The organism is Yimella radicis (assembly GCF_054778255.1).
Map to the genome: position 1 here is coordinate 176,646 of NZ_BAAGZR010000025.1, position 17,829 is coordinate 194,474.

At 67.5% G+C, this 17,829-nt stretch carries 18 protein-coding genes; 4 read left to right on the forward strand and 14 right to left on the reverse strand.

Annotated features, from left to right (window positions below; all coding sequences use genetic code 11):
- Positions 1-25: 25 nt before the first annotated feature.
- From nuoK to ACYU8W_RS13870, 13 genes are all read right to left on the reverse strand, one after another.
- Entirely contained in the window at positions 26-325 is a 300-nt protein-coding gene (gene nuoK / locus ACYU8W_RS13810) for an NADH-quinone oxidoreductase subunit NuoK (protein ID WP_499469936.1), read from the reverse strand.
- On the reverse strand, positions 322-1,113 hold the full coding sequence (locus tag ACYU8W_RS13815) for an NADH-quinone oxidoreductase subunit J (RefSeq protein ID WP_239702415.1): 792 nt from the start codon (positions 1,111-1,113) through the stop codon (positions 322-324). Before ACYU8W_RS13815 ends, nuoK begins: the two co-directional genes overlap by 4 nt.
- On the reverse strand, positions 1,110-1,790 hold the full coding sequence (gene nuoI, locus ACYU8W_RS13820; RefSeq protein ID WP_499469938.1) for an NADH-quinone oxidoreductase subunit NuoI: 681 nt from the start codon (positions 1,788-1,790) through the stop codon (positions 1,110-1,112). The genes ACYU8W_RS13815 and nuoI overlap by 4 nt, the downstream gene beginning before the upstream one ends.
- On the reverse strand, positions 1,783-3,174 hold the full coding sequence (nuoH, locus tag ACYU8W_RS13825; RefSeq protein ID WP_499469940.1) for an NADH-quinone oxidoreductase subunit NuoH: 1,392 nt from the start codon (positions 3,172-3,174) through the stop codon (positions 1,783-1,785). The genes nuoI and nuoH overlap by 8 nt, the downstream gene beginning before the upstream one ends.
- Positions 3,175-5,658: an NADH-quinone oxidoreductase subunit G gene (locus ACYU8W_RS13830; RefSeq protein ID WP_499469942.1), complete on the reverse strand. Its 2,484-nt coding sequence runs from the start codon at positions 5,656-5,658 to the stop codon at positions 3,175-3,177.
- Positions 5,655-6,971, reverse strand: a complete 1,317-nt coding sequence (nuoF, locus tag ACYU8W_RS13835) for an NADH-quinone oxidoreductase subunit NuoF (RefSeq protein WP_499469944.1) — start codon at positions 6,969-6,971, stop codon at positions 5,655-5,657. Before nuoF ends, ACYU8W_RS13830 begins: the two co-directional genes overlap by 4 nt.
- Positions 6,971-7,801 (reverse strand): NADH-quinone oxidoreductase subunit NuoE, encoded by an 831-nt coding sequence (nuoE, locus tag ACYU8W_RS13840; RefSeq protein WP_499469946.1) that lies wholly within the window; start codon positions 7,799-7,801, stop codon positions 6,971-6,973. Before nuoE ends, nuoF begins: the two co-directional genes overlap by 1 nt.
- Positions 7,801-9,153 (reverse strand): NADH-quinone oxidoreductase subunit D, encoded by a 1,353-nt coding sequence (locus ACYU8W_RS13845; RefSeq protein ID WP_499469948.1) that lies wholly within the window; start codon positions 9,151-9,153, stop codon positions 7,801-7,803. Before ACYU8W_RS13845 ends, nuoE begins: the two co-directional genes overlap by 1 nt.
- Entirely contained in the window at positions 9,153-9,956 is an 804-nt protein-coding gene (locus ACYU8W_RS13850; protein WP_499469950.1) for an NADH-quinone oxidoreductase subunit C, read from the reverse strand. Before ACYU8W_RS13850 ends, ACYU8W_RS13845 begins: the two co-directional genes overlap by 1 nt.
- Positions 9,953-10,507 (reverse strand): NuoB/complex I 20 kDa subunit family protein, encoded by a 555-nt coding sequence (locus tag ACYU8W_RS13855; protein ID WP_499469952.1) that lies wholly within the window; start codon positions 10,505-10,507, stop codon positions 9,953-9,955. The genes ACYU8W_RS13850 and ACYU8W_RS13855 overlap by 4 nt, the downstream gene beginning before the upstream one ends.
- Positions 10,508-10,517: 10 nt before the next feature.
- Positions 10,518-10,883 carry an NADH-quinone oxidoreductase subunit A gene (locus ACYU8W_RS13860; RefSeq protein ID WP_499470397.1) on the reverse strand — a complete coding sequence of 122 codons (366 nt, stop codon included), beginning with the start codon at positions 10,881-10,883 and terminating at the stop codon, positions 10,518-10,520.
- A gap of 64 nt (positions 10,884-10,947) precedes the next feature.
- On the reverse strand, positions 10,948-12,225 hold the full coding sequence (locus tag ACYU8W_RS13865; RefSeq protein ID WP_499469954.1) for a geranylgeranyl reductase family protein: 1,278 nt from the start codon (positions 12,223-12,225) through the stop codon (positions 10,948-10,950).
- A gap of 421 nt (positions 12,226-12,646) precedes the next feature.
- Complete coding sequence (locus ACYU8W_RS13870) at positions 12,647-13,339, reverse strand: demethylmenaquinone methyltransferase (protein ID WP_499469956.1); 693 nt, start codon at positions 13,337-13,339, stop codon at positions 12,647-12,649.
- A gap of 61 nt (positions 13,340-13,400) precedes the next feature.
- Here ACYU8W_RS13870 and ACYU8W_RS13875 point away from each other — a divergent pair, with 61 nt between their 5' ends.
- The 3 genes from ACYU8W_RS13875 (at position 13,401) to ACYU8W_RS13885 (ending at position 16,851) form a co-directional block, all read left to right on the forward strand.
- Positions 13,401-14,681 carry an isochorismate synthase gene (locus ACYU8W_RS13875; RefSeq protein WP_499469958.1) on the forward strand — a complete coding sequence of 427 codons (1,281 nt, stop codon included), beginning with the start codon at positions 13,401-13,403 and terminating at the stop codon, positions 14,679-14,681.
- A gap of 779 nt (positions 14,682-15,460) precedes the next feature.
- A complete protein-coding gene (locus tag ACYU8W_RS13880) occupies positions 15,461-16,000 on the forward strand; it encodes a toxin-antitoxin system HicB family antitoxin (protein ID WP_211345128.1) in 540 nt (179 codons plus the stop codon).
- A 2-nt stretch (positions 16,001-16,002) separates the two neighbouring features.
- The gene (locus ACYU8W_RS13885; protein ID WP_499469960.1) at positions 16,003-16,851 is read left to right on the forward strand and encodes a DUF4097 family beta strand repeat-containing protein; all 849 of its coding nucleotides are present in this window, start codon (positions 16,003-16,005) and stop codon (positions 16,849-16,851) included.
- A 69-nt stretch (positions 16,852-16,920) separates the two neighbouring features.
- Here the strand turns inward: ACYU8W_RS13885 and ACYU8W_RS13890 are convergent, their stop codons facing one another.
- Positions 16,921-17,490: a dienelactone hydrolase family protein gene (locus ACYU8W_RS13890; protein ID WP_499469962.1), complete on the reverse strand. Its 570-nt coding sequence runs from the start codon at positions 17,488-17,490 to the stop codon at positions 16,921-16,923.
- A gap of 92 nt (positions 17,491-17,582) precedes the next feature.
- On the opposite strand from ACYU8W_RS13890, the gene ACYU8W_RS13895 reads away from it, so the two are divergent.
- Positions 17,583-17,828 (forward strand): hypothetical protein, encoded by a 246-nt coding sequence (locus tag ACYU8W_RS13895; RefSeq protein ID WP_499469964.1) that lies wholly within the window; start codon positions 17,583-17,585, stop codon positions 17,826-17,828.
- Position 17,829: the final 1 nt, after the last annotated feature.

A 17,829-nucleotide genomic window follows, 5' to 3' on the forward strand; every position in this document is an offset into this window, starting at 1 on the left:
AAGTTCAACTCAAGTCACCGTTCCCTTAGAACTTCAGCAAGTTCGCGTCGTCGACGGAGGCCGAGCGGCGCGCCCGGAAGATCGCCATGATGATCGCCAGGCCGACCACGACCTCGGCGGCCGCGACCACCATCACGAACAGTGCGATGGCCTGCCCGTCGACCGTGCCGTGCATGCGCGCGAAGGTGACGAACGCCAGGTTCGCCGCGTTGAGCATCAGCTCGACGCCCATGAAGACGATGATCGCGTTGCGCCGCAGCAGCACCGTCGCCGCGCCGATCGCGAACAGGATCACCGACAGGTAGATGTAGACCATGGGGCTCATCGGTCCGTACCTCCGTCGTAACGAGTCATGTCGCCGGTCTCGCCCTCAAGCTCCTTGCTCGCGGCGACCAGCTCACCGGTGGAGGCCACCTGGCCACGGGCCTTGAGGACGCGCGACACCGACTTCTCGGCGATCGATCCGTCGGGCAGCAGTGCCGGGGTGTCGACCGCGTTGTGGCGGGCGTAGACACCCGGCACCGGCAGACCCGCGACGTCCTTGCCGCTCTTGATGCGAGCTCGCGACCAGTCGGCCTGGGTCGGCTTGGCGGTCAGGCGCTCACGGTGCGCGAGCACCATCGAGCCGAGGGCGGCGGTGATCAGCAGCGCCGAGGTGACCTCGAAGGTCCACACGTACTGGCCGAAGATCAGGTTGGCCATACTGCTGACGTTGCCCTGCTCGTTGACCTTGTCCAGGCCGGTGAACGGACCGAAGTTCGCCTTGGCGACCGCGGCGACGCCGAGTGCGGCCAGCGCGAGGCCCAGCAGCAGACCGGCGACCCGCTGACCCTTGATCGTCTCGACCAGGGAGTCGGAACTGTCGACACCGACCAGCATGACGACGAACAGGAACAGCATCATCACGGCGCCGGAGTACACGAAGATCTGGATGACACCCAGGAACTCGGCGTTCTGAGCGATGTAGAAGACACCCATCCCGACCATCGTCAGGGCCATCCCCATCGCGGCGTGCACCGCCTTGCGGGCGAACAACAGAGCGAGCGCACCGAAGACGGTCAGCGGTGCGAGGAAGAAGAAGAGCGTCGACTCGGCTCCACCGAGGTTGCTCACGGGCGTCCCTCCCCTGCGTAGCGGCCGGCCTCGTGGTGCTCGACCGGGGTTTCGTGGGGCTCGTCGACGACGGTGTCGCCGCCGCGCTGCTCGACCCACTCGCGCTGCTCGTCCGTGGCGCCCTGCACCTTGCCCTGGTAGTAGTCGCGCTCCTCCATGCCCTCGACCATCGGGTGCGGCGCGGGCAGCATGCCCGACAGCACCGGAGCCAGCAGCTGCTCCTTGGTGAAGATGAGGTCGGCGCGGTTGTTGTCGGCCAGTTCGTACTCGTTGGTCATCGTCAGCGCGCGCGTCGGGCAGGCCTCGATGCACAGGCCGCAGAAGATACAGCGCAGGTAGTTGATCTGGTAAACGCGGCCGTACCGTTCGCCGGGGCTGAAGCGCTCACCTTCGGCGTCATTGTTGTTCGCGCCTTCCACGAAGATCGCGTCGGCCGGGCAGGCCCACGCGCACAGCTCGCAGCCGACGCACTTCTCCAGCCCGTCCGGGTGACGGTTGAGCTGGTGACGCCCGTGGAAGCGCAGCTGGGTCGGCCGCTTCTCCTCCGGGTACTCCTGCGTCTCGATCTTGCGGAACATGGTTGCGAAGGTGACGCCGAAGCCCGCGATGGGCGCGAACAGGTCGGAGAGGAATCCGCCCTTCTCGCCGTCGTCGTCAGGCTTTTTCTGGTCAGCCACGGGACTCCTCCTGGAGGGTGGTGTCGGTGCTGTGGGCGCTCGACCGGACGCTCGAGGAGGTCAGGCTGGGCGCGGGTTCGACCAGGCGCTGGCCCGGCAGAGGCGGTACGGGGTGACCGCCGGCGAACGGATCGATCTCGTCCGGCACGTGCCGGACCTCGGTCTCCTTGCGTGCCTGCTTGGCATCCCAAGCCCATGCGGCACCGAGGACGGCGAGCGCGATCAGGCTGGTGACCAACAGCGTTGCCCGCGGGATGTCGAAGCCGGCGAAGGAGATCCGGTTGTCACCGAGGAAGCCGAGCTGGGAGGCGCGGATGAACGCGACCGCGACGACCCAGAGCAGGGTGACCGGGATGAGCACCTTCCAGCCGAGCCTCATGAACTGGTCGTACCGGACACGCGGCAACGAACCACGCAGCCAGACGAAGAAGAACATGAACGTCCACAGTTTCAGGCTGAACCACAACAGGCCCCACCAGCCGCCGTTGAGCATGCCGTCACCGATCATCGCGATGAACGGGGGCGCCTGCCAGCCGCCGAGGAACAGCGTGGTCGCCAACGCGGAGACGGTGAACATGTTGACGTACTCACCCAGGAAGAACATCGCGAACTTCAGTGAGGAGTACTCGGTGTGGAAACCACCGGTGAGCTCGCCCTCACCCTCGGCGAGGTCGAACGGCAGACGGTTGGTCTCACCGACCATGGTGATCAGGTAGACGAAGAAGGAGAAGAACGCCGGGATGATGTACCACAGGCTCTTCTGCGCGTAGACGATCTGACTGGTCGACATCGAGCCGGCGTACAGGAACACCGCGACCAGCGCGAGGCCCATCGCGATCTCGTAGGAGATGACCTGGGCCGAGGAACGCAGGCCACCCAGCAGCGGGTAGGTCGAACCGGAGGACCAACCGGCGAGCAGGATGCCGTACACACCCACACCCGCCACCGCGAGCACGAGCAGCACCGCCACCGGAGTGTCGGTCAGCTGCAGCGGGGTGCGGTGACCGAACATCCACACCTCGTTCGACAGCGGGATGATCGCGAACGCGACGAACGCCATCGCACCGGCGATCATCGGAGCCAGCATGAACATCAGCTTGTCGGCGTTCTTGGGGGTGACGTCTTCCTTCAGCGCCAGTTTCACACCGTCGGCCAGCGTCTGCAGCAAACCGAAGGGGCCGGCACGGTTCGGGCCCGGACGCTGCTGCATCCGGCCGATGACGCGACGCTCGAACCAGATGACGATCAGCGTGTTCACCAGCAGGAACACGAACAGCAGGACTGCCTTGACCAGCGACAGCCACCAAGGGGTGTCGCTGAAGTCGGCCACCGGGTTGTCGGTGGCGGCCGGGAGGGCCGTCAGGAGGTGAGCCACGGAGTTCACTCAGGCACCTGCCTTGCGCAGTGCGACGGCCGCACCGGCGTCGACGTCAAGCGTCGAACGCACCGTGCTTTCGTCGGAGTTGGTCGGCACCCAGACCACGTGGTCGGGCATGGCGGTGATCAACACCGGGAGGGTGATGGCACCGGACTTGGTGGAGACCTGCACCAGATCGCCGTCGACCACGCCCGCGCCGGACGCGGTGGCCTGCGACATGCGAGCCACCGCCGGACGGCGGGTGCCGGCCAGGAACGGTTCGCCGTCCTGGAGCACTCCGTTGTCGAGCAGCTGCGCCCAGGTGGCCAGGATCGCCTCGCCGACCAGCGGACGCGGGGCGCCGCCGGCCTTGGCACGCGGACGCACCGCACGGGTGCCGGTCCACGGACCGAGTTCGTCCATCTCCGCGCGGATCTGGTCGATCGTGCGGGTGCCGAGGAACTCGCCCATCTCGGCGGCGAGCAGGTCGAGCACGCGGTAGTCGCTCATCGACTGGGTGTCGATCGCACGCTGGAACGGGCGGACGCGGCCTTCCCAGTTGACATAGGCGCCGGACTTCTCCTGCTGCGGGGCGACCGGCAGGATCACGTCGGCGTACTGCGCGACCTCGCTGTCGCGAATCTCCAAGGAGACCACGAACGCGTTGGTCAGACCCTGGCGAACGGTTCCCTGACCGGTGAGGTCGCGCGGCTCGACGCCGGCCACGACGAGCGCGGACAGGTCGCCGGACGCGGCAGCGGCCAGCATCGAGCCGGTGTCACGGCCCGGCGTCGAGGGCAGGTCGCCCTCACCCCAGACGGTCGCGACCTGATCGCGGGCAGCGGCGTCGGTGACATCGCGGCCACCGGGCAGCAGGGTCGGGAACGCACCGACTTCGAGCGCACCGCGCTCCCCCGCCCGACGCGGGACCCAGGCCAGGCGGCCCTTCTTGGACGCGGCGAATGCGGCGGCCGCGGACAGCGCACCCGGCGAAGCGGCCATGCGCTCACCCACGAGCACGATCACGTCACCCTCGATCGGGTTCGACTTGGCCAGTTCGGTGTTGAGGTCGCCCAGGGCGTCCAGCACCTCCGCCTCGGTGCCCGGAGCGGTCGGCACCAACGTGCCACCCATCTTCTCCAGACCGCGGCTGGCGTAGGAGGCCAGCGAGAGCACGTTGACGTTGTTCTTGCGGAAGCCCTTGCGCAGGCGCAGGAACACGATCGGCGACTCGTCCTCGGGCTCGAAGCCCACGAGCACGACGTTCTTCGCGTTCTCCAGGTCGGCGTGCGTGACCGCGCCACCGGCGGGACCGGTCGCGACCACGGCGTGTGCCAGGAACTCGGCCTCCTCGGCCGAGTGCGGGCGGGCGCGGAAGTCGACGTCGTTGGTGTTGAGCACCAGACGGGCGAACTTGCCGTACGCGTACGCGTCCTCGGCCGACAGGCGGCCACCCGTCAGCACACCGACGCCCTGGGCGGCACGGGCCCTGGCGAGACCGTCCGCGGCGGCGGCGATGGCCTCGGGCCAGCCGGCGACGCGCAGTTCACCATTCTCGTCGCGCACCATCGGCGTCTCGAGGCGGTTCTTGGTGGCGTACTGGAAGGCCCAGCGACCCTTGTCGCAGTTCCATTCCTCGTTGACCAGGACGTCGTCCATCGCCATGCGGCGCAGCACCACACCGCGGCGCTGGTCGGTACGCAGCGAGCAACCGCTGGCGCAGTGCTCACACACGCTCGGCGTCGAGACCAGGTCGAACGGACGCGAGCGGAAGCGGTACATCGCGCTGGTCAGTGCACCCACCGGGCAGATCTGCACGGTGTTGCCGGAGAAGTAGCTCTCGAAGGGCTGCTCCTCGTAGATGCCGACCTGCTGCAGCGCACCACGCTCGATCAGGGCGATGAACGGGTCACCGGCGACCTGGTCGGAGAAGCGGGTGCAGCGGGCGCACAGCACGCAACGCTCACGGTCGAGCAGCACCTGGCTGGAGATGTTGATCGGCTTGGGGTAGGTGCGCTTGATGTCCTCGAAGCGCGACCGGGCGCGGCCGTTGCTCATCGCCTGGTTCTGCAGGGGGCACTCGCCGCCCTTGTCACACACCGGGCAGTCGAGCGGGTGGTTGATCAGCAGCAGCTCCATGACGCCCTGCTGTGCCTTGTCGGCGACCGGGCTGGTCTGCTGCGTCTTGACCTCCATGCCGTCGCTGACCTCGAGGGTGCAGGACGCCTGCGGCTTCGGCATCGGCTTCAGCGAGCCGTCGGGACCCTTGGTCGAGACGTCGACCAGGCACTGGCGGCAGGCGCCGACCGGGTCGAGCAGCGGGTGGTCGCAGAAGCGCGGGATCTGGATGCCGAGCTTCTCCGCGGCGCGGATGACCAGGGTGCCCTTGGGCACGCTGACGTCCACGCCGTCGATGGTCAGGGTGATCTCGTCGGCCGCGATCGGGGGCGCAGCGTTGCCGCCCTTGTCGACGGCGTTGCCGCCGGCCGAGGGAGAGGTGACGGTCGTCATGCGGACACGGTCTCCTTCGTGTTGAACAGCACCGAGCGCTCGTGCGGGAACATCTCCCACCACGGCGTGTGCATACCGGCCTCGAACTCGTCGCGGAAGTACTTCACCGCGGAGGTGACCGGGCTGGTGGCTCCGTCGCCCAGAGCACAGAAGCTCCGGCCGAGGATGTTGTCGCAGATGTCGAGGAGCTTCTCGATGTCGTCCTGGGTGCCACGACCGTTCTCGAGGCGGGTCATGATCTGCTTCAGCCAGAACGTGCCCTCGCGGCACGGGGTGCACTTGCCGCAGGACTCGTGCGCGTAGAAGTCGATCCAGCGGCTGACTGCGCGGACGACCGAGACGGTCTCGTCGAAGATCTGCAGGGCGCGGGTACCGAGCATCGAACCCTCGGCGGCCACCGACTCGAAGTCGAGCGGGACGTCCCAGTGCTTGTCGGTGAAGATCGGCGTGGACGAGCCACCCGGCGTCCAGAACTTCAGCTTGTGACCGCCCCGGATACCGCCGGCCATGTCGACGAGTTCGCGCAGGGTGATGCCCATCGGCGCCTCGTACTGACCCGGACGCGTGACGTGACCCGACAGCGAGAAGATGCCGAAACCGGTCGACTTCTCGGTGCCCATTGCCTTGAACCAGTCACTGCCGTGCAACAGGATCGGCGGCACGGACGCGATCGACTCGACGTTGTTGACGACGGTCGGACGCGCGTACAGACCGGCGACGGCCGGGAACGGCGGCTTCAGGCGCGGCTGGCCACGACGGCCCTCGAGCGAGTCGAGCAGCGCGGTCTCCTCACCACAGATGTAGGCACCGGCGCCGGCGTGCACGGTGACATCGAGATCGAACCCGGAGCCGTGGATGTTCTTGCCGAGGTGCCCGGCGGCGTACGCCTCCTCCACCGCGCGCAGCAGGCGCCGGTAGACGTGGACGACCTCACCGCGCAGGTAGATGAACGCGTGGTTGCAACCGATCGCGAACGACGTGATCGCCACACCCTCGATGAGGAAGTGCGGCGCGGCCATCATCAACGGGATGTCCTTGCAGGTGCCCGGCTCGGACTCGTCGGCGTTGACCACGAGGTAGCGGGGGCCGCCGTCCGGCTTGGGCAGGAAGCCCCACTTCATACCGGTCGGGAAACCGGCGCCGCCGCGTCCGCGCAGGCCGGAGTCCTTCGTCATGTTGACGAGTTCTTCCTGGCTCATGCCGAACGCCTTCTTCAGCGCCTGGTAGCCCTCGTTGTCCTCGTAGGTCGCCAGGGTCCAGGACTGCGGTGCGTCCCAGAACTTGGTCAGGATCGGGGTCAGCGTCGTGGCCATCAGTTGTCACCCTTCGCGGACTCTGCGGTGCCATGACCTTCGGCGCCCGAGTGGGCCTCCCCCGGCTGCGGCTGGCGACCGCCGGCCTCGGCAGTGGCCTGGTCGTCGGAATCGACGTCCTGCGCGCTGCCCGGTGCGGTCCAGTTGTGCTGCTTGGCAACCTTAAGACCCTCCAGGGACGCGGGGCCCGCGCCGACACCCTCGTCCGCAAGGCCGTCGGAGAACCCGGCGAGCGTACGCGAGACCTGCTTGAAGGTGCAGACCTTGTTCGGGCCACGGCTCGGACGCACGTCCTTGCCGGCCCGCAGGTCGTCGGCGACCTGCTTGGTGACCTCGGGGGTCATGTAGTCGAAGAACTCCCAGTTGGCCATGACCACCGGGGCGTAGTCGCACGCGGCATTGCACTCGACGCGTTCGAGGGTGATCCTGCCGTCGGGCGTCGTCTCGTCGTGGCCGATGCCGAGGTGCTCGGACAGTTCGTCGAAGATCTGGTCGCCGCCCATGATCGCGCACAGCGTGTTGGTGCAGACGCCGATCGTGTAGTCGCCGTTGGGGTGGCGCTTGTACTGGGTGTAGAACGTGGCCACACCCGACACCTCGGCGTCGGTGAGGTCGAGCTTCTCGGCGCAGAAGGTGACGCCGCGGCCGGTGATGTAACCGTCGACCGACTGGATCAGGTGCAGCATCGGCAGCAGCGCGGACCGCTTCTGCGGGTAGCGGGCCACGATCGCGTCGGCGTCGGCGTGCAATTGAGCCAGCTGCTCGTCGGTGTACGGCTCGGCGCTGGCGTGCAGTGGGGTCTTCTCGTGGAGCGGGCTCTCGGCGCTCATCAGCGGTCGACGCCTCCCATCACAGGGTCGATCGAGGCAACGGCGACGATGACGTCGGCGACGGCGCCGCCCTCACTCATCGCGGCCGCGGCCTGCAGGTTGTTGAACGACGGGTCACGGAAGTGCACCCGGTGCGGACGCGTGCCGCCGGTGGAGACGACGTGGCAGCCGAGTTCGCCCTTGGGCGATTCGATCGCGACGTATGCCTGTCCTGCCGGCACCCGGAATCCTTCGGTGACCAGCTTGAAGTGGTGGATCAGCGACTCCATGGACTCGCCCATGATCTCGCGGATGTGGTCGAGGCTGTTGCCCTGACCGTCGCTGCCGACGGCCAGCTGCGCCGGCCAGGCGATCTTCTTGTCGGCGACCATGACCGGGCCCGGGTTGTTCTCCAAGCGCTCGATGGCCTGCTCGACGATGCGGATCGACTGGTACATCTCATCGATGCGCACCCGCAGTCGTCCGTAGGCGTCGCAGGTGTCGCGCACGGCGACCTCGAAGTCGTAGGTCTCGTAACCGCAGTACGGCTCGGTCTTGCGCAGGTCGTGCGGCAGACCCGCCGAGCGCAGGATCGGGCCGGTAATGCCGAGGGCCGTGCAGCCGGTGAGGTCGAGGTAGCCGACGTCGACCATGCGGCCCTTGAGGATCGGGTTCTCGTTCAGCAGCGCCTCGAGTTCGCCGATGCCCCTGCTCAGCTTCGGCAGCATCTCGCGCACTGCGTCGATGGTGCCGACCGGGAGATCCTGAGCCACACCGCCGGGACGGATGTAAGCGTGGTTCATGCGCAGACCACTAACCATCTCGAAGATCCGCAGGATGCGCTCTCGCTCACGGAAGCCGATGGTCATGACGGTGGTCGCGCCGAGCTCCATCCCGCCGGTCGCCAGGGCAACCAGGTGGGAGGTGATCCGGTTGAACTCCATCATCATCACGCGGATGGTGTTGGCACGCTCCGGGATTTGGTCGGTGATGCCGAGCACCTTCTCGACCGCGAGGCAGTAGGCCGCCTCGTTGAACAGCGGCATCACGTAGTCCATACGCGTGCAGAACGTGACGCCCTGCACCCAGGTGCGGAACTCCATGTTCTTCTCGATGCCGGTGTGCAAGTAGCCGATTCCGGCGCGAGCCTCGGTGACGGTCTCGCCGTCGAGTTCGAGGATCAGGCGAAGGACGCCGTGCGTCGAGGGGTGCTGCGGACCCATGTTGACGACGATCCGCTCCTCGTTGAGGGCGGACGCCTCCTCCGCGACGGAGTCCCAGTCGCCGCCGGTCGCGTTGATGACCGGGGTGTCGTCGTCGACGTCGTTGTTTGAGGCGCCGAAGGGGTCGCGTTCGTTCGTGGCGGTCGACATCAGTTGTAGCTCCTGCGCTCGTCGGCCGGCGGAATGGTGGCGCCCTTGTACTCCACCGGGATTCCGCCGAGCGGGTAGTCCTTGCGCTGCGGGTGGCCGGGCCAGTCGTCCGGCATCAGGATGCGGGTCAGTGCGGGGTGACCGTCGAAGATCAGTCCGAACATGTCCCAGGTCTCGCGCTCGTGCCAGTCGGCACCGGGCCACACCGAGGTGATACTCGGGATGTGCGGGTTGCTCTCGGGGGCCGTCACCTCGAGGCGGATTCGCTTGCTGCCGTTGGTGATCGACAGCAGGTGGTAGACCGCGTGCAACTCCGCGCCTGCCTCCTGCGGGTAGTGCACGCCGGAAACACCGGCGCACATCTCGAAGCGCAGCGAGGGCTCGTCGCGAAGCGTCTGCGCCACGATCGGCAGGTGCTCACGGTTCACGAAGAGGGTCAGTTCCCCGCGGTCGACCACAACTCGCTGGATCGCGTCGGCGAACGAGGCTCCCCCGCGTTTGTCGACCGCTGCAGCCAGATCGTCGGCGAACTTGTCGAACCAGCCGCCGTACGGACGCTGCGCCTCGCCGGGGAAGAGCACCTTGCGCTCAAGACCGCCGTAGCCGGTGGTGTCGTTGCCCATCGACGAACCGAACATGCCCTGGCGCTTCGCGACGACGACGGGACCGCCGCCCTCGCGGGTGTCGAGTACGCGGCCGTCCTCCTGGGCGATCTCGGTCTCGGGCTTCTGCTCGGTGGGCGCCGGGACGACCGGACCGTTCACCGGATCCTGGGGGACGTCCTTCTTCTCGTTGTCGTTCACGCGAGAAGGCCCTTCATCTGGTGGGTGGGGGTGGCTTCCATGGCGGCGCGCTCGGCGGCACGGGCGGCCTCGACGCGGTTGACGCCGAGCGGGCTCGACTGCACCTGCTTGTGCAGTTCGAGGATCGCGTTCAGCAGCATCTCCGGACGCGGCGGGCAGCCGGGCAGATAGATGTCGACCGGGACGATGTGGTCGACACCCTGCACGATCGCGTAGTTGTTGAACATGCCGCCGGAGCTGGCGCACACGCCCATCGAGATGACCCACTTCGGCTCAGGCATCTGGTCGTAGACCTGGCGCACGACGGGAGCCATCTTCTGGCTGACGCGGCCGGCGACAATCATCAGGTCGGCCTGGCGCGGGGTGGCTGAGAAGCGCTCCATACCGAAGCGGGCGATGTCGTAGTCGGGCGTGCCGACGGCCATCATCTCGATCGCGCAGCAAGCCAGACCGAAGGTGGCGGGCCACATCGAACTCTTGCGCATGTAGCCGGCGACGTTCTCGACGGTCGACAGCAGGAAGCCTGCGGGGAGCTTCTCTTCAATACCCATGTTTCGGACCTCAGTCCCAGTCGAGGCCGCCGCGGCGCCACACGTATGCGTAGGCCACGAAGACGGTCAGGATGAACAGCACCATTTCGACCAGGGCGAACAGGCCCATGCGGTCGAAGGAGACAGCGAACGGGTAGAGGAACACCGATTCGATGTCGAAGATAATGAAGAGCATCGCGGTCAGGTAGTACTTGATCGGGACGCGTCCGCCGCCGTCGGCGTGCGGGGTGGGCTGGATGCCGCACTCGTACGCGTCCGCCTTGGCGCGGTTGTATCGCTTCGGGCCGGCGAGTGCACCGGCGACGACCGAGAACACCGCGAAGAACAGACCGATGGCCGCGAAGAACAACAGCGGTGCATACGAGTAGTTCGTCATCCCTTGCATCGGGCCGACTCCTTCCAGGCGCTCATGATCGAGCGACGCTCCATGGTATTCACGCTCATGCTGCCGGGGTCACCCGTGTCAGGGCTGCCAGCAGCCGGTCGTCGGCGTTGCGGCCGTGGGTGTCACCGAGGTTTGCCATCAACTTCACCGCGAACCGCATCGTCGTCGCGCGGGGTACCGCGTACTTCACGGCCCAGCGCTCGAGGTGCGGGTTGCCGATCATCTTGGCGAACCAACGACCCATTGTGTAGTACCCGCCCAGCGCGCCGCTCACGGCGTCCGGGTAGGAAGCCAGGACCTGCTCGCGACCGGCGGCATCGCAGCGCGCGAAGGCCTGGACGACAACCTGCGCAGCGAGGCGGCCGGACTCCAGCGCGGCAGCGATGCCCTCGCCGGTGAACGGGTTGGTGCAGGCTCCTGCGTCGCCGACGAGCAGCAGCCCGTCTGCGTACAACGGCCCGCGGGTCAGACCCGCCGGAAGGCGCGTGCCCTCGATCTCGCCCTGCATCGTGGAGTCGTCGAAGGTCCACTCGGACGGCATCGTCGCCACCCAGCGCTTCAGGGCGTTCGCGGCGTCGGCCGGCGCAATGTCCTCGCGAACGGTGAGTCCGACGGTGCTCGTGCCGTCGCCCAGGCCATGGATCCAGCCGCGGCCACGCATCGGCTCACCGCCGTCCGGCGTCGGGAGTTCGACCCAGGATTCCAGGTGGTCGTCGTTGCTGCGCGGACTGGCGTACGTGGCGCAGACCGCGTACATCTCGGGTTGCTCCGACTCGTGACCGGCTACTTGCGCCAGGACCGACCCGGCACCGTCGGCCGCAATGACCAGCGGCGTGTCGAAGCCGACCTTCGCGCCCTCGTCGTCGATGCGCCGAGCCTCGACGCCGACGATCCTGCCGTTCGAGTCCTTGATCGGCCCGGTGACCTCGACCCCGTGCAGCACGCGGGCGCCCTTGGCCGCGGCGTGCTCGGCGAGGGCTTGGTCGAGTTCGCGCCGGCTGCGCACGAAACCGTACGGCGGGAAGGCGGCCTCGTCCGGCCAGGCGACCTGCAGTCGCATGCCGCCACCGATGATCCGCACACCCTTGGTGCGCACCCATCCGTCGGTGGGGACGCCGAGGGTGATCAGTTCGCGAACCGCGCGCGGAGACAGAGCCTCGCCACGGTTGTTGCCGCGGTCGGTGTCGTGGGGGAAAGTGGCCTTCTCCAGCACCAGCACGTCGAGTCCGGCCTGGGCCAGGTGCGCTGCGGTCGCCGAACCTGCGGGGCCTGCGCCGACGACGATGACGTCAGCGGTTCCCTCCGCCGCATGATGCGGGGCAGCCTGGCTCACAGTGGTGTTCCTCGGTGCTTCTGGGTCTGCTTGTGAAGACGTTCACTAACCCGTGCACTCTACGTCGCAGCCCTCGAATTTCCCTACTAAGGCGACCCTAAACACCGCCGGTCGAGCTACATCCGCAAACGCCACCGGTCGAGCTACATCCGCAACCGCCGCCGGTCGAGCTACATCCGCAACCACCGCTGGTCGAGCCGCACCCTGCGAACGCCGCTGGTAGAGCCGCACCCAAAACGCCGCTGGTAGAGCCGCACCCAAAACGCCGATGGTAGAGCCGCACCCAAAAACGCCGCTGGTAGAGCCGCACCCAAAACGCCGCTGGTAGAGCCGCACGCCTGACGAAGGAAGGCGTGCGCGCCGAAACCAAGGCGCAGACGGGACGAGAACCCGGCCACTCGTGCTCCGGACCGCGAAGAACTCAGGCCTTGGTGCCCCGGTGCAGCGCGACGATCCCGCCGGTGAGGTTCTTCCACTCCACGTCGCTCCAGCCGGCCTGCTGCAACTGCGCGCCCATCCCGGCCTGGTCGGGCCAGGCCTGGATCGACTCGGCCAGGTACACGTACGACTCGGCGTTCGAGCCGACCGGCTTGGCGATGCGCGGCAGCGCACCCATCAAGTACTCGGAGTACACCTTGCGGAAAACCGGGTTCGTCGGCGTCGAGAACTCACAGATGAGGACGCGTCCGCCGGGCTTGGTGACGCGGTGGAACTCCGCGAGCGCCTTCACCGAGTTCTCGACATTGCGCAGACCGAAGCTCATCGTGACCGCGTCGAACGTGTTGTCCGGGAACGGCAGGTTCATCGCGTCCGCCGCGGTGAAGGCCATGTCGGCGCGACGCTTCTTGCCGACGCGCAGCATGCCGAGCGAGAAGTCGGCGGGCACGACCTGTGCACCGACCGCCTCGAACGGCTCGCTCGACGTGCCGGTACCGGCAGCGATGTCGAGGATGAGTTCGCCACGTTTGGGTGCGACGGCGTCCACCACCTGCTTGCGCCAGCGGCGGTCCTGCCCCATCGACATGACGTCGTTGGTGATGTCGTAGCGGGCTGCCACGTCATCGAACATCCGGGCGACGTCGGAGGGGCGCTTGTCGAGGCTGGCGCGATTCATGTGCCCATCTTGACGCACGCGGTGACCGTATTACTCGTCGGTCGGCGTACGCTCCTTGCTCGTGACCTTCCCGCTCGCCGACGCCACCCCGCCGACCCTGGTGGCCCGGACGACGCAGATCCCCGACCCGATCGACCTGTCGCTGCTGGTGCCCGACGACGTCGCACCGCAGGACATCGTCTGCTGGTTGCGGGGCGGCGAAGGACTCATCGGCTGGGGCCGGGCCGCCTCGATCACCACCAGCGGTGCCGACCGGTTCGACGCCGCCACACAGTGGTGGCAGGACATCGCCGCGAGCGCCGTGGTCCGCACCGATCTCGACCTCCCGGGCACGGGACCCATCGCATTCGGCACCTTCGCGTTCAGTCGCCGCTCGGGTCAGACCAGCACGCTGGTCGTGCCCGAGGTGGTCGTCGGACGACGGGAGGGCCGCTGCTGGATCACCCAGATCGCGACGGCCGATCGCTTGCCCGGTACCCCCGCCCTGGTGGAGCGCCACGAGCCGCGCACGACCGGCGAGACGACCTTCGAATCAGGGTCCCTGAGCCGCGACGAGTGGGCGGACGCGGTCGCCGAGTCCGTGCAGCGCATCCAGCACGGCGACCTGGACAAGGTGGTCATGGCGCGCGACGTCGTGGCTCGCAGCGCAACCCCGATCGACCCTCGCCGGCTGCTGCACCGCCTGTCGCAGACCTACTCCAACACGTGGACCTTCGCCGTCGACGGCATGCTCGGGGCAACCCCGGAGATGCTGCTGCGCCGCGAAAAGGGCCTGGTCACCTCGCGTGTTCTCGCCGGCACCATCCGCCGCAGCGGCGACGACGAGCACGACCTCGGCCTGGCCGCCGGTTTGGCCCGGTCCTCCAAGGACCTCGAAGAACACGAGTACGCCGTGCGCTCGGTCGCCGAGGCGCTGCGTCCGCACTGCAAGTCGATGAACGTGCCCGAGTCCCCGTTCGTGCTGCACCTGCCCAACGTGATGCACCTGGCCACCGACGTCACCGGCGTGCTGCGCAACGGCACGCCGTCACTGGCGCTCGCTGCCGCGCTGCACCCGTCCGCGGCGGTGTGCGGCACGCCGACCGGCATGGCAGCCGAGGTCATCCACGAACTCGAGCGGATGGACCGCGGACGCTACGCCGGCCCGGTCGGTTGGCTCGACGCCGATGGTGACGGCGAGTGGGGCATCGCCCTGCGCAGCGGCATGCTCGACCCCGAAGACCCCTGTCGAATAAGGCTTTTCGCCGGCTGCGGCATTGTCGCCGGAAGCATCCCCGAGGCCGAACTGGCCGAGTCGGACGCCAAGCTGCTGCCGATGCGCAGCGCCCTCGCCGACGACTGACCACCGCTGGTCGAGCCCGCGCCGCTGGTCGAGCCCTGCGGATGACGAAGGTTTGTACTGAGCCGTCGCGAGGCACGAGCGACGTGTCGAAGTGAATCCGCAGGCGCCGAAACCACGGTGACCGCGAACGCCAACCCGATCACGACCCCGACGCTGGTCGAGCCCTTACCGCCGGTTGAGCCCTGCGGATGACGAAGGAATCCGCAGGCGCCGAAACCACGTGACCGCGAACGCCAACCCGGCCACACCCCGACGCTGGTCGAGCCCTTACCGCTGGTTGAGCCCTGCGGATGACGAAGGAATCCGCAGGCGCCGAAACCACGTGACCGCGAACGCCAACCCGATCACAACCCCGACGCTGGTCGAGCCCTTACCGCCGGTTGAGCCCTGCGGATGACGAAGGAATCCGCAGGCGCCGAAACCACGGTGACCGCGAACGCCAACCCGATCACAACCCCGACGCTGGTCGAGCAAGCCCAGCGTTCTCGGAGGTTCTCCGACCGTGCCAGGTCGGTGACAGACCGGGCGCGCAGCTTGGTCTCAACGAGACCACGAGGAGCGTCATGCAGACCACGACAACCATGATCCCTGTGATTCAGCACTGGGGCACTGCCCTCCCGGCGCCCACCGACATCTTCTCGGTGCGGCCTCATGACCCTCATGCACCTCGACTGCCGACCTCGTGATGACCCGCGTCCAGCAGATCGTCGGCGGCTCGGATTCTTCTGCCGCACCCGAACCCTTGACGCTGACGCCATGTTGACGTCATAGTGATGTCTATGGACATCACTCCGTACATCGAAGGAATGCGGCAGGACCTGCTCGCTGCCGCCCGTGCCGCCGGGGAGGACGGCGAGAAGTTCGTCGCCGAACGCCTCTCGTACGCCATCGACGCATCCGCGCGACTGGCCATCATGGAGGCGGTCAGCGCCGCTGCCGCCGAGATCACGGCCAAGATGCCGTCGGGTTCGGTCGATGTGAAACTGGTCGGTCGCGACCTCGACTTCGCGATCAACGCGCCGCTGCCGAGTCCGCCCACTCCCCCGTCGCCCCCTCACCTGGACAAGGACGCCGAACCCGAGGACGAAGGCGGCCTGGCCCGCGTCACGGTACGCCTGCCCGAGGCGGTCAAGGCCAAGGCCGAGGCTCGCGCCGAGGCTGCCAACCAGTCGCTGAACACGTGGATCGTCAACGCAATTCGCGTTTCCACGATCAAGGACGGGTTCCAGATGGACCCCAGCGAACTGATCAACCACTTCCTCGGTCAGGACCCGTTCACCGGACGAAAGGGCAGCCGACACATGAAGGGTTGGAACTGATCATGCGACACGAACAGTTCGAGGCCCGCGAACCTGTCGAGCTGTACGTGGAGATCCAGGGCGGCTCGGTCCACCTGGACGCCACGAGATCCACCGACGTCTCGGTCGAGATCGAAGGCACTCACGCGGACGAGGTGCTGGTCGAGCAGCGCGGTCGCTCGCTGCGCGTGGTCACCCCGCGGCCGCGGGGCCTGGGCGGCGGACGCGAATGGGCCGTCGACCTGCGCATCCGCGTTCCGGGCGACAGTGACGTCATTGTGCAGTCAGGTAGCGCGCCGGTGACCCAGCAGGGTGAGCTGCGCTCGATGCAGTGCAAGGCCGGATCAGGCCACGTGGTGCTCGACCGGGTCGGACGCGAGACCCTCGTCGACACCGGTTCGGGCCGGATCACGGTGGCTCATCTGCAGGGCGACGCCCGACTGCGCACCGGGTCCGGTGGCGTCCGAGCCGGACGCCTCGACGGTGAGGCGATCATCGCCACCGGCTCCGGCGACGTCAGCATCAACGACTTGCTCGGCGAACTCTCGTTCAAGGCCGGCTCCGGAAGCCTGTCGATCGAGCGGGCTCGGGGCAAGGTGCGGGGACGCACCGGCAGTGGCGACGTGTCCGTAGGTCGCCTCCAGCACGGCGAGATCGATGCCAAGACCGGCAGTGGTTCGGTCAGCGTGCACGTCCCCGAAGGCACTCCGGTCTGGACGGACGTGGTCTCCGGACGTCCGGTGGAGTCGACGCTGCCTTCCGCCGGCGAACCGGCCCCCGGCCAAGACTTCGTCAAGCTCAGCGCTCGCACCGGCAGCGGCACCGTCCGCCTTGCACCGAGCGAGAGTTCGGATCACCAGGAGCACGTCTGAACAACCCGAAAGTCCGCAGAATCGGCGAGTTGGTCTACTGGTTCTGCGGACTTTTCGTTGCCGGAGCGCTCAGTCAAGCCCGGCAAGGAAGGCCTTGGCCCGCTCCATGAGCAAGGCCGCCGCCTGCGGGTCGTAGGCGTCGAGAGAGCTGTCGGCGAACAGGTGTTGATCGCCCGGGTAGACGAACAGCTCTGCATTGGACTCAGATTCGGTGAGCTCACGTGCTGCGGGCAGGTCCTCGTCGAAGTACTCATCGCCTTCCTTGCCGTGGATCTGCACGGGCAGCCCGGGCGGCCATGCTCCGAACTCGCTGACCGGCAGGCAGGAGTACATGAACAGGGCGCCGCGTGCGCCGGATCGGGTCTGGGCCAGCTGCTGGGCGATCGCCACACCGAACGAGAAGCCCGCATACACGAGATCGGTTCCGTACTCCTGGGCAGCAGCGACGCCTCGCTCGCCCAACTGCTCGAACCCCACCTCCTTCGCATAGGCGAAGCCGTGCTCGACGCTGGGGAATGTCCGCCCCTCGAACAGGTCGGGTGAGTGCACCGTGTGCCCGGCCTCGCGTAGCTCGTCGGCAAAGGCACGGACGCCGTCGGTCAGGCCCTGGATGTGGTGGTAGAGCAGCACGTCGGTCATGAGCAACAGCTTTCTCGAGGCAATGATCCACATTTTTGGAACGTTCGACGATGCTAGTCTGACCGGCCGAACCCGCCGCCGATCGCGGCGCAATGCCGCTGGACTTCAACGACTTCGAGGTCGCCGCGCAGGAATCCGGCCCCGCCTACGAACGCGGCAAGCTGTGGGGCTTCATCCGGCACGCCCGCCTTTCGCAGGACCAGGCGTCGCAGTGCTGGCACCGGATGGCTGAACTCGTCGAGGAGTTCGACCGGATGCCGCGCTCGGGTGACACGGTGTACGGATTCGCCATCGGCGTGTATCCGACGAATCACCCGTCTCTGCCATCGGCCGACTGAG

Coding starts and splice junctions, on each gene's coding strand:
- nuoK (WP_499469936.1), bottom strand. CDS start 325: ATGAGCCCCATGGTCTACATCTACCTGTCGGTGATCCTGTTCGCGATC.
- ACYU8W_RS13830 (WP_499469942.1), bottom strand. CDS start 5,658: ATGACGACCGTCACCTCTCCCTCGGCCGGCGGCAACGCCGTCGACAAG.
- nuoF (WP_499469944.1), bottom strand. CDS start 6,971: ATGGCCACGACGCTGACCCCGATCCTGACCAAGTTCTGGGACGCACCG.
- nuoE (WP_499469946.1), bottom strand. CDS start 7,801: ATGAGCGCCGAGAGCCCGCTCCACGAGAAGACCCCACTGCACGCCAGC.
- ACYU8W_RS13845 (WP_499469948.1), bottom strand. CDS start 9,153: ATGTCGACCGCCACGAACGAACGCGACCCCTTCGGCGCCTCAAACAAC.
- ACYU8W_RS13855 (WP_499469952.1), bottom strand. CDS start 10,507: ATGGGTATTGAAGAGAAGCTCCCCGCAGGCTTCCTGCTGTCGACCGTC.
- ACYU8W_RS13860 (WP_499470397.1), bottom strand. CDS start 10,883: ATGACGAACTACTCGTATGCACCGCTGTTGTTCTTCGCGGCCATCGGT.
- ACYU8W_RS13870 (WP_499469956.1), bottom strand. CDS start 13,339: ATGAATCGCGCCAGCCTCGACAAGCGCCCCTCCGACGTCGCCCGGATG.
- ACYU8W_RS13880 (WP_211345128.1), top strand. CDS start 15,461: ATGGACATCACTCCGTACATCGAAGGAATGCGGCAGGACCTGCTCGCT.
- ACYU8W_RS13885 (WP_499469960.1), top strand. CDS start 16,003: ATGCGACACGAACAGTTCGAGGCCCGCGAACCTGTCGAGCTGTACGTG.
- ACYU8W_RS13890 (WP_499469962.1), bottom strand. CDS start 17,490: ATGACCGACGTGCTGCTCTACCACCACATCCAGGGCCTGACCGACGGC.
- ACYU8W_RS13895 (WP_499469964.1), top strand. CDS start 17,583: ATGCCGCTGGACTTCAACGACTTCGAGGTCGCCGCGCAGGAATCCGGC.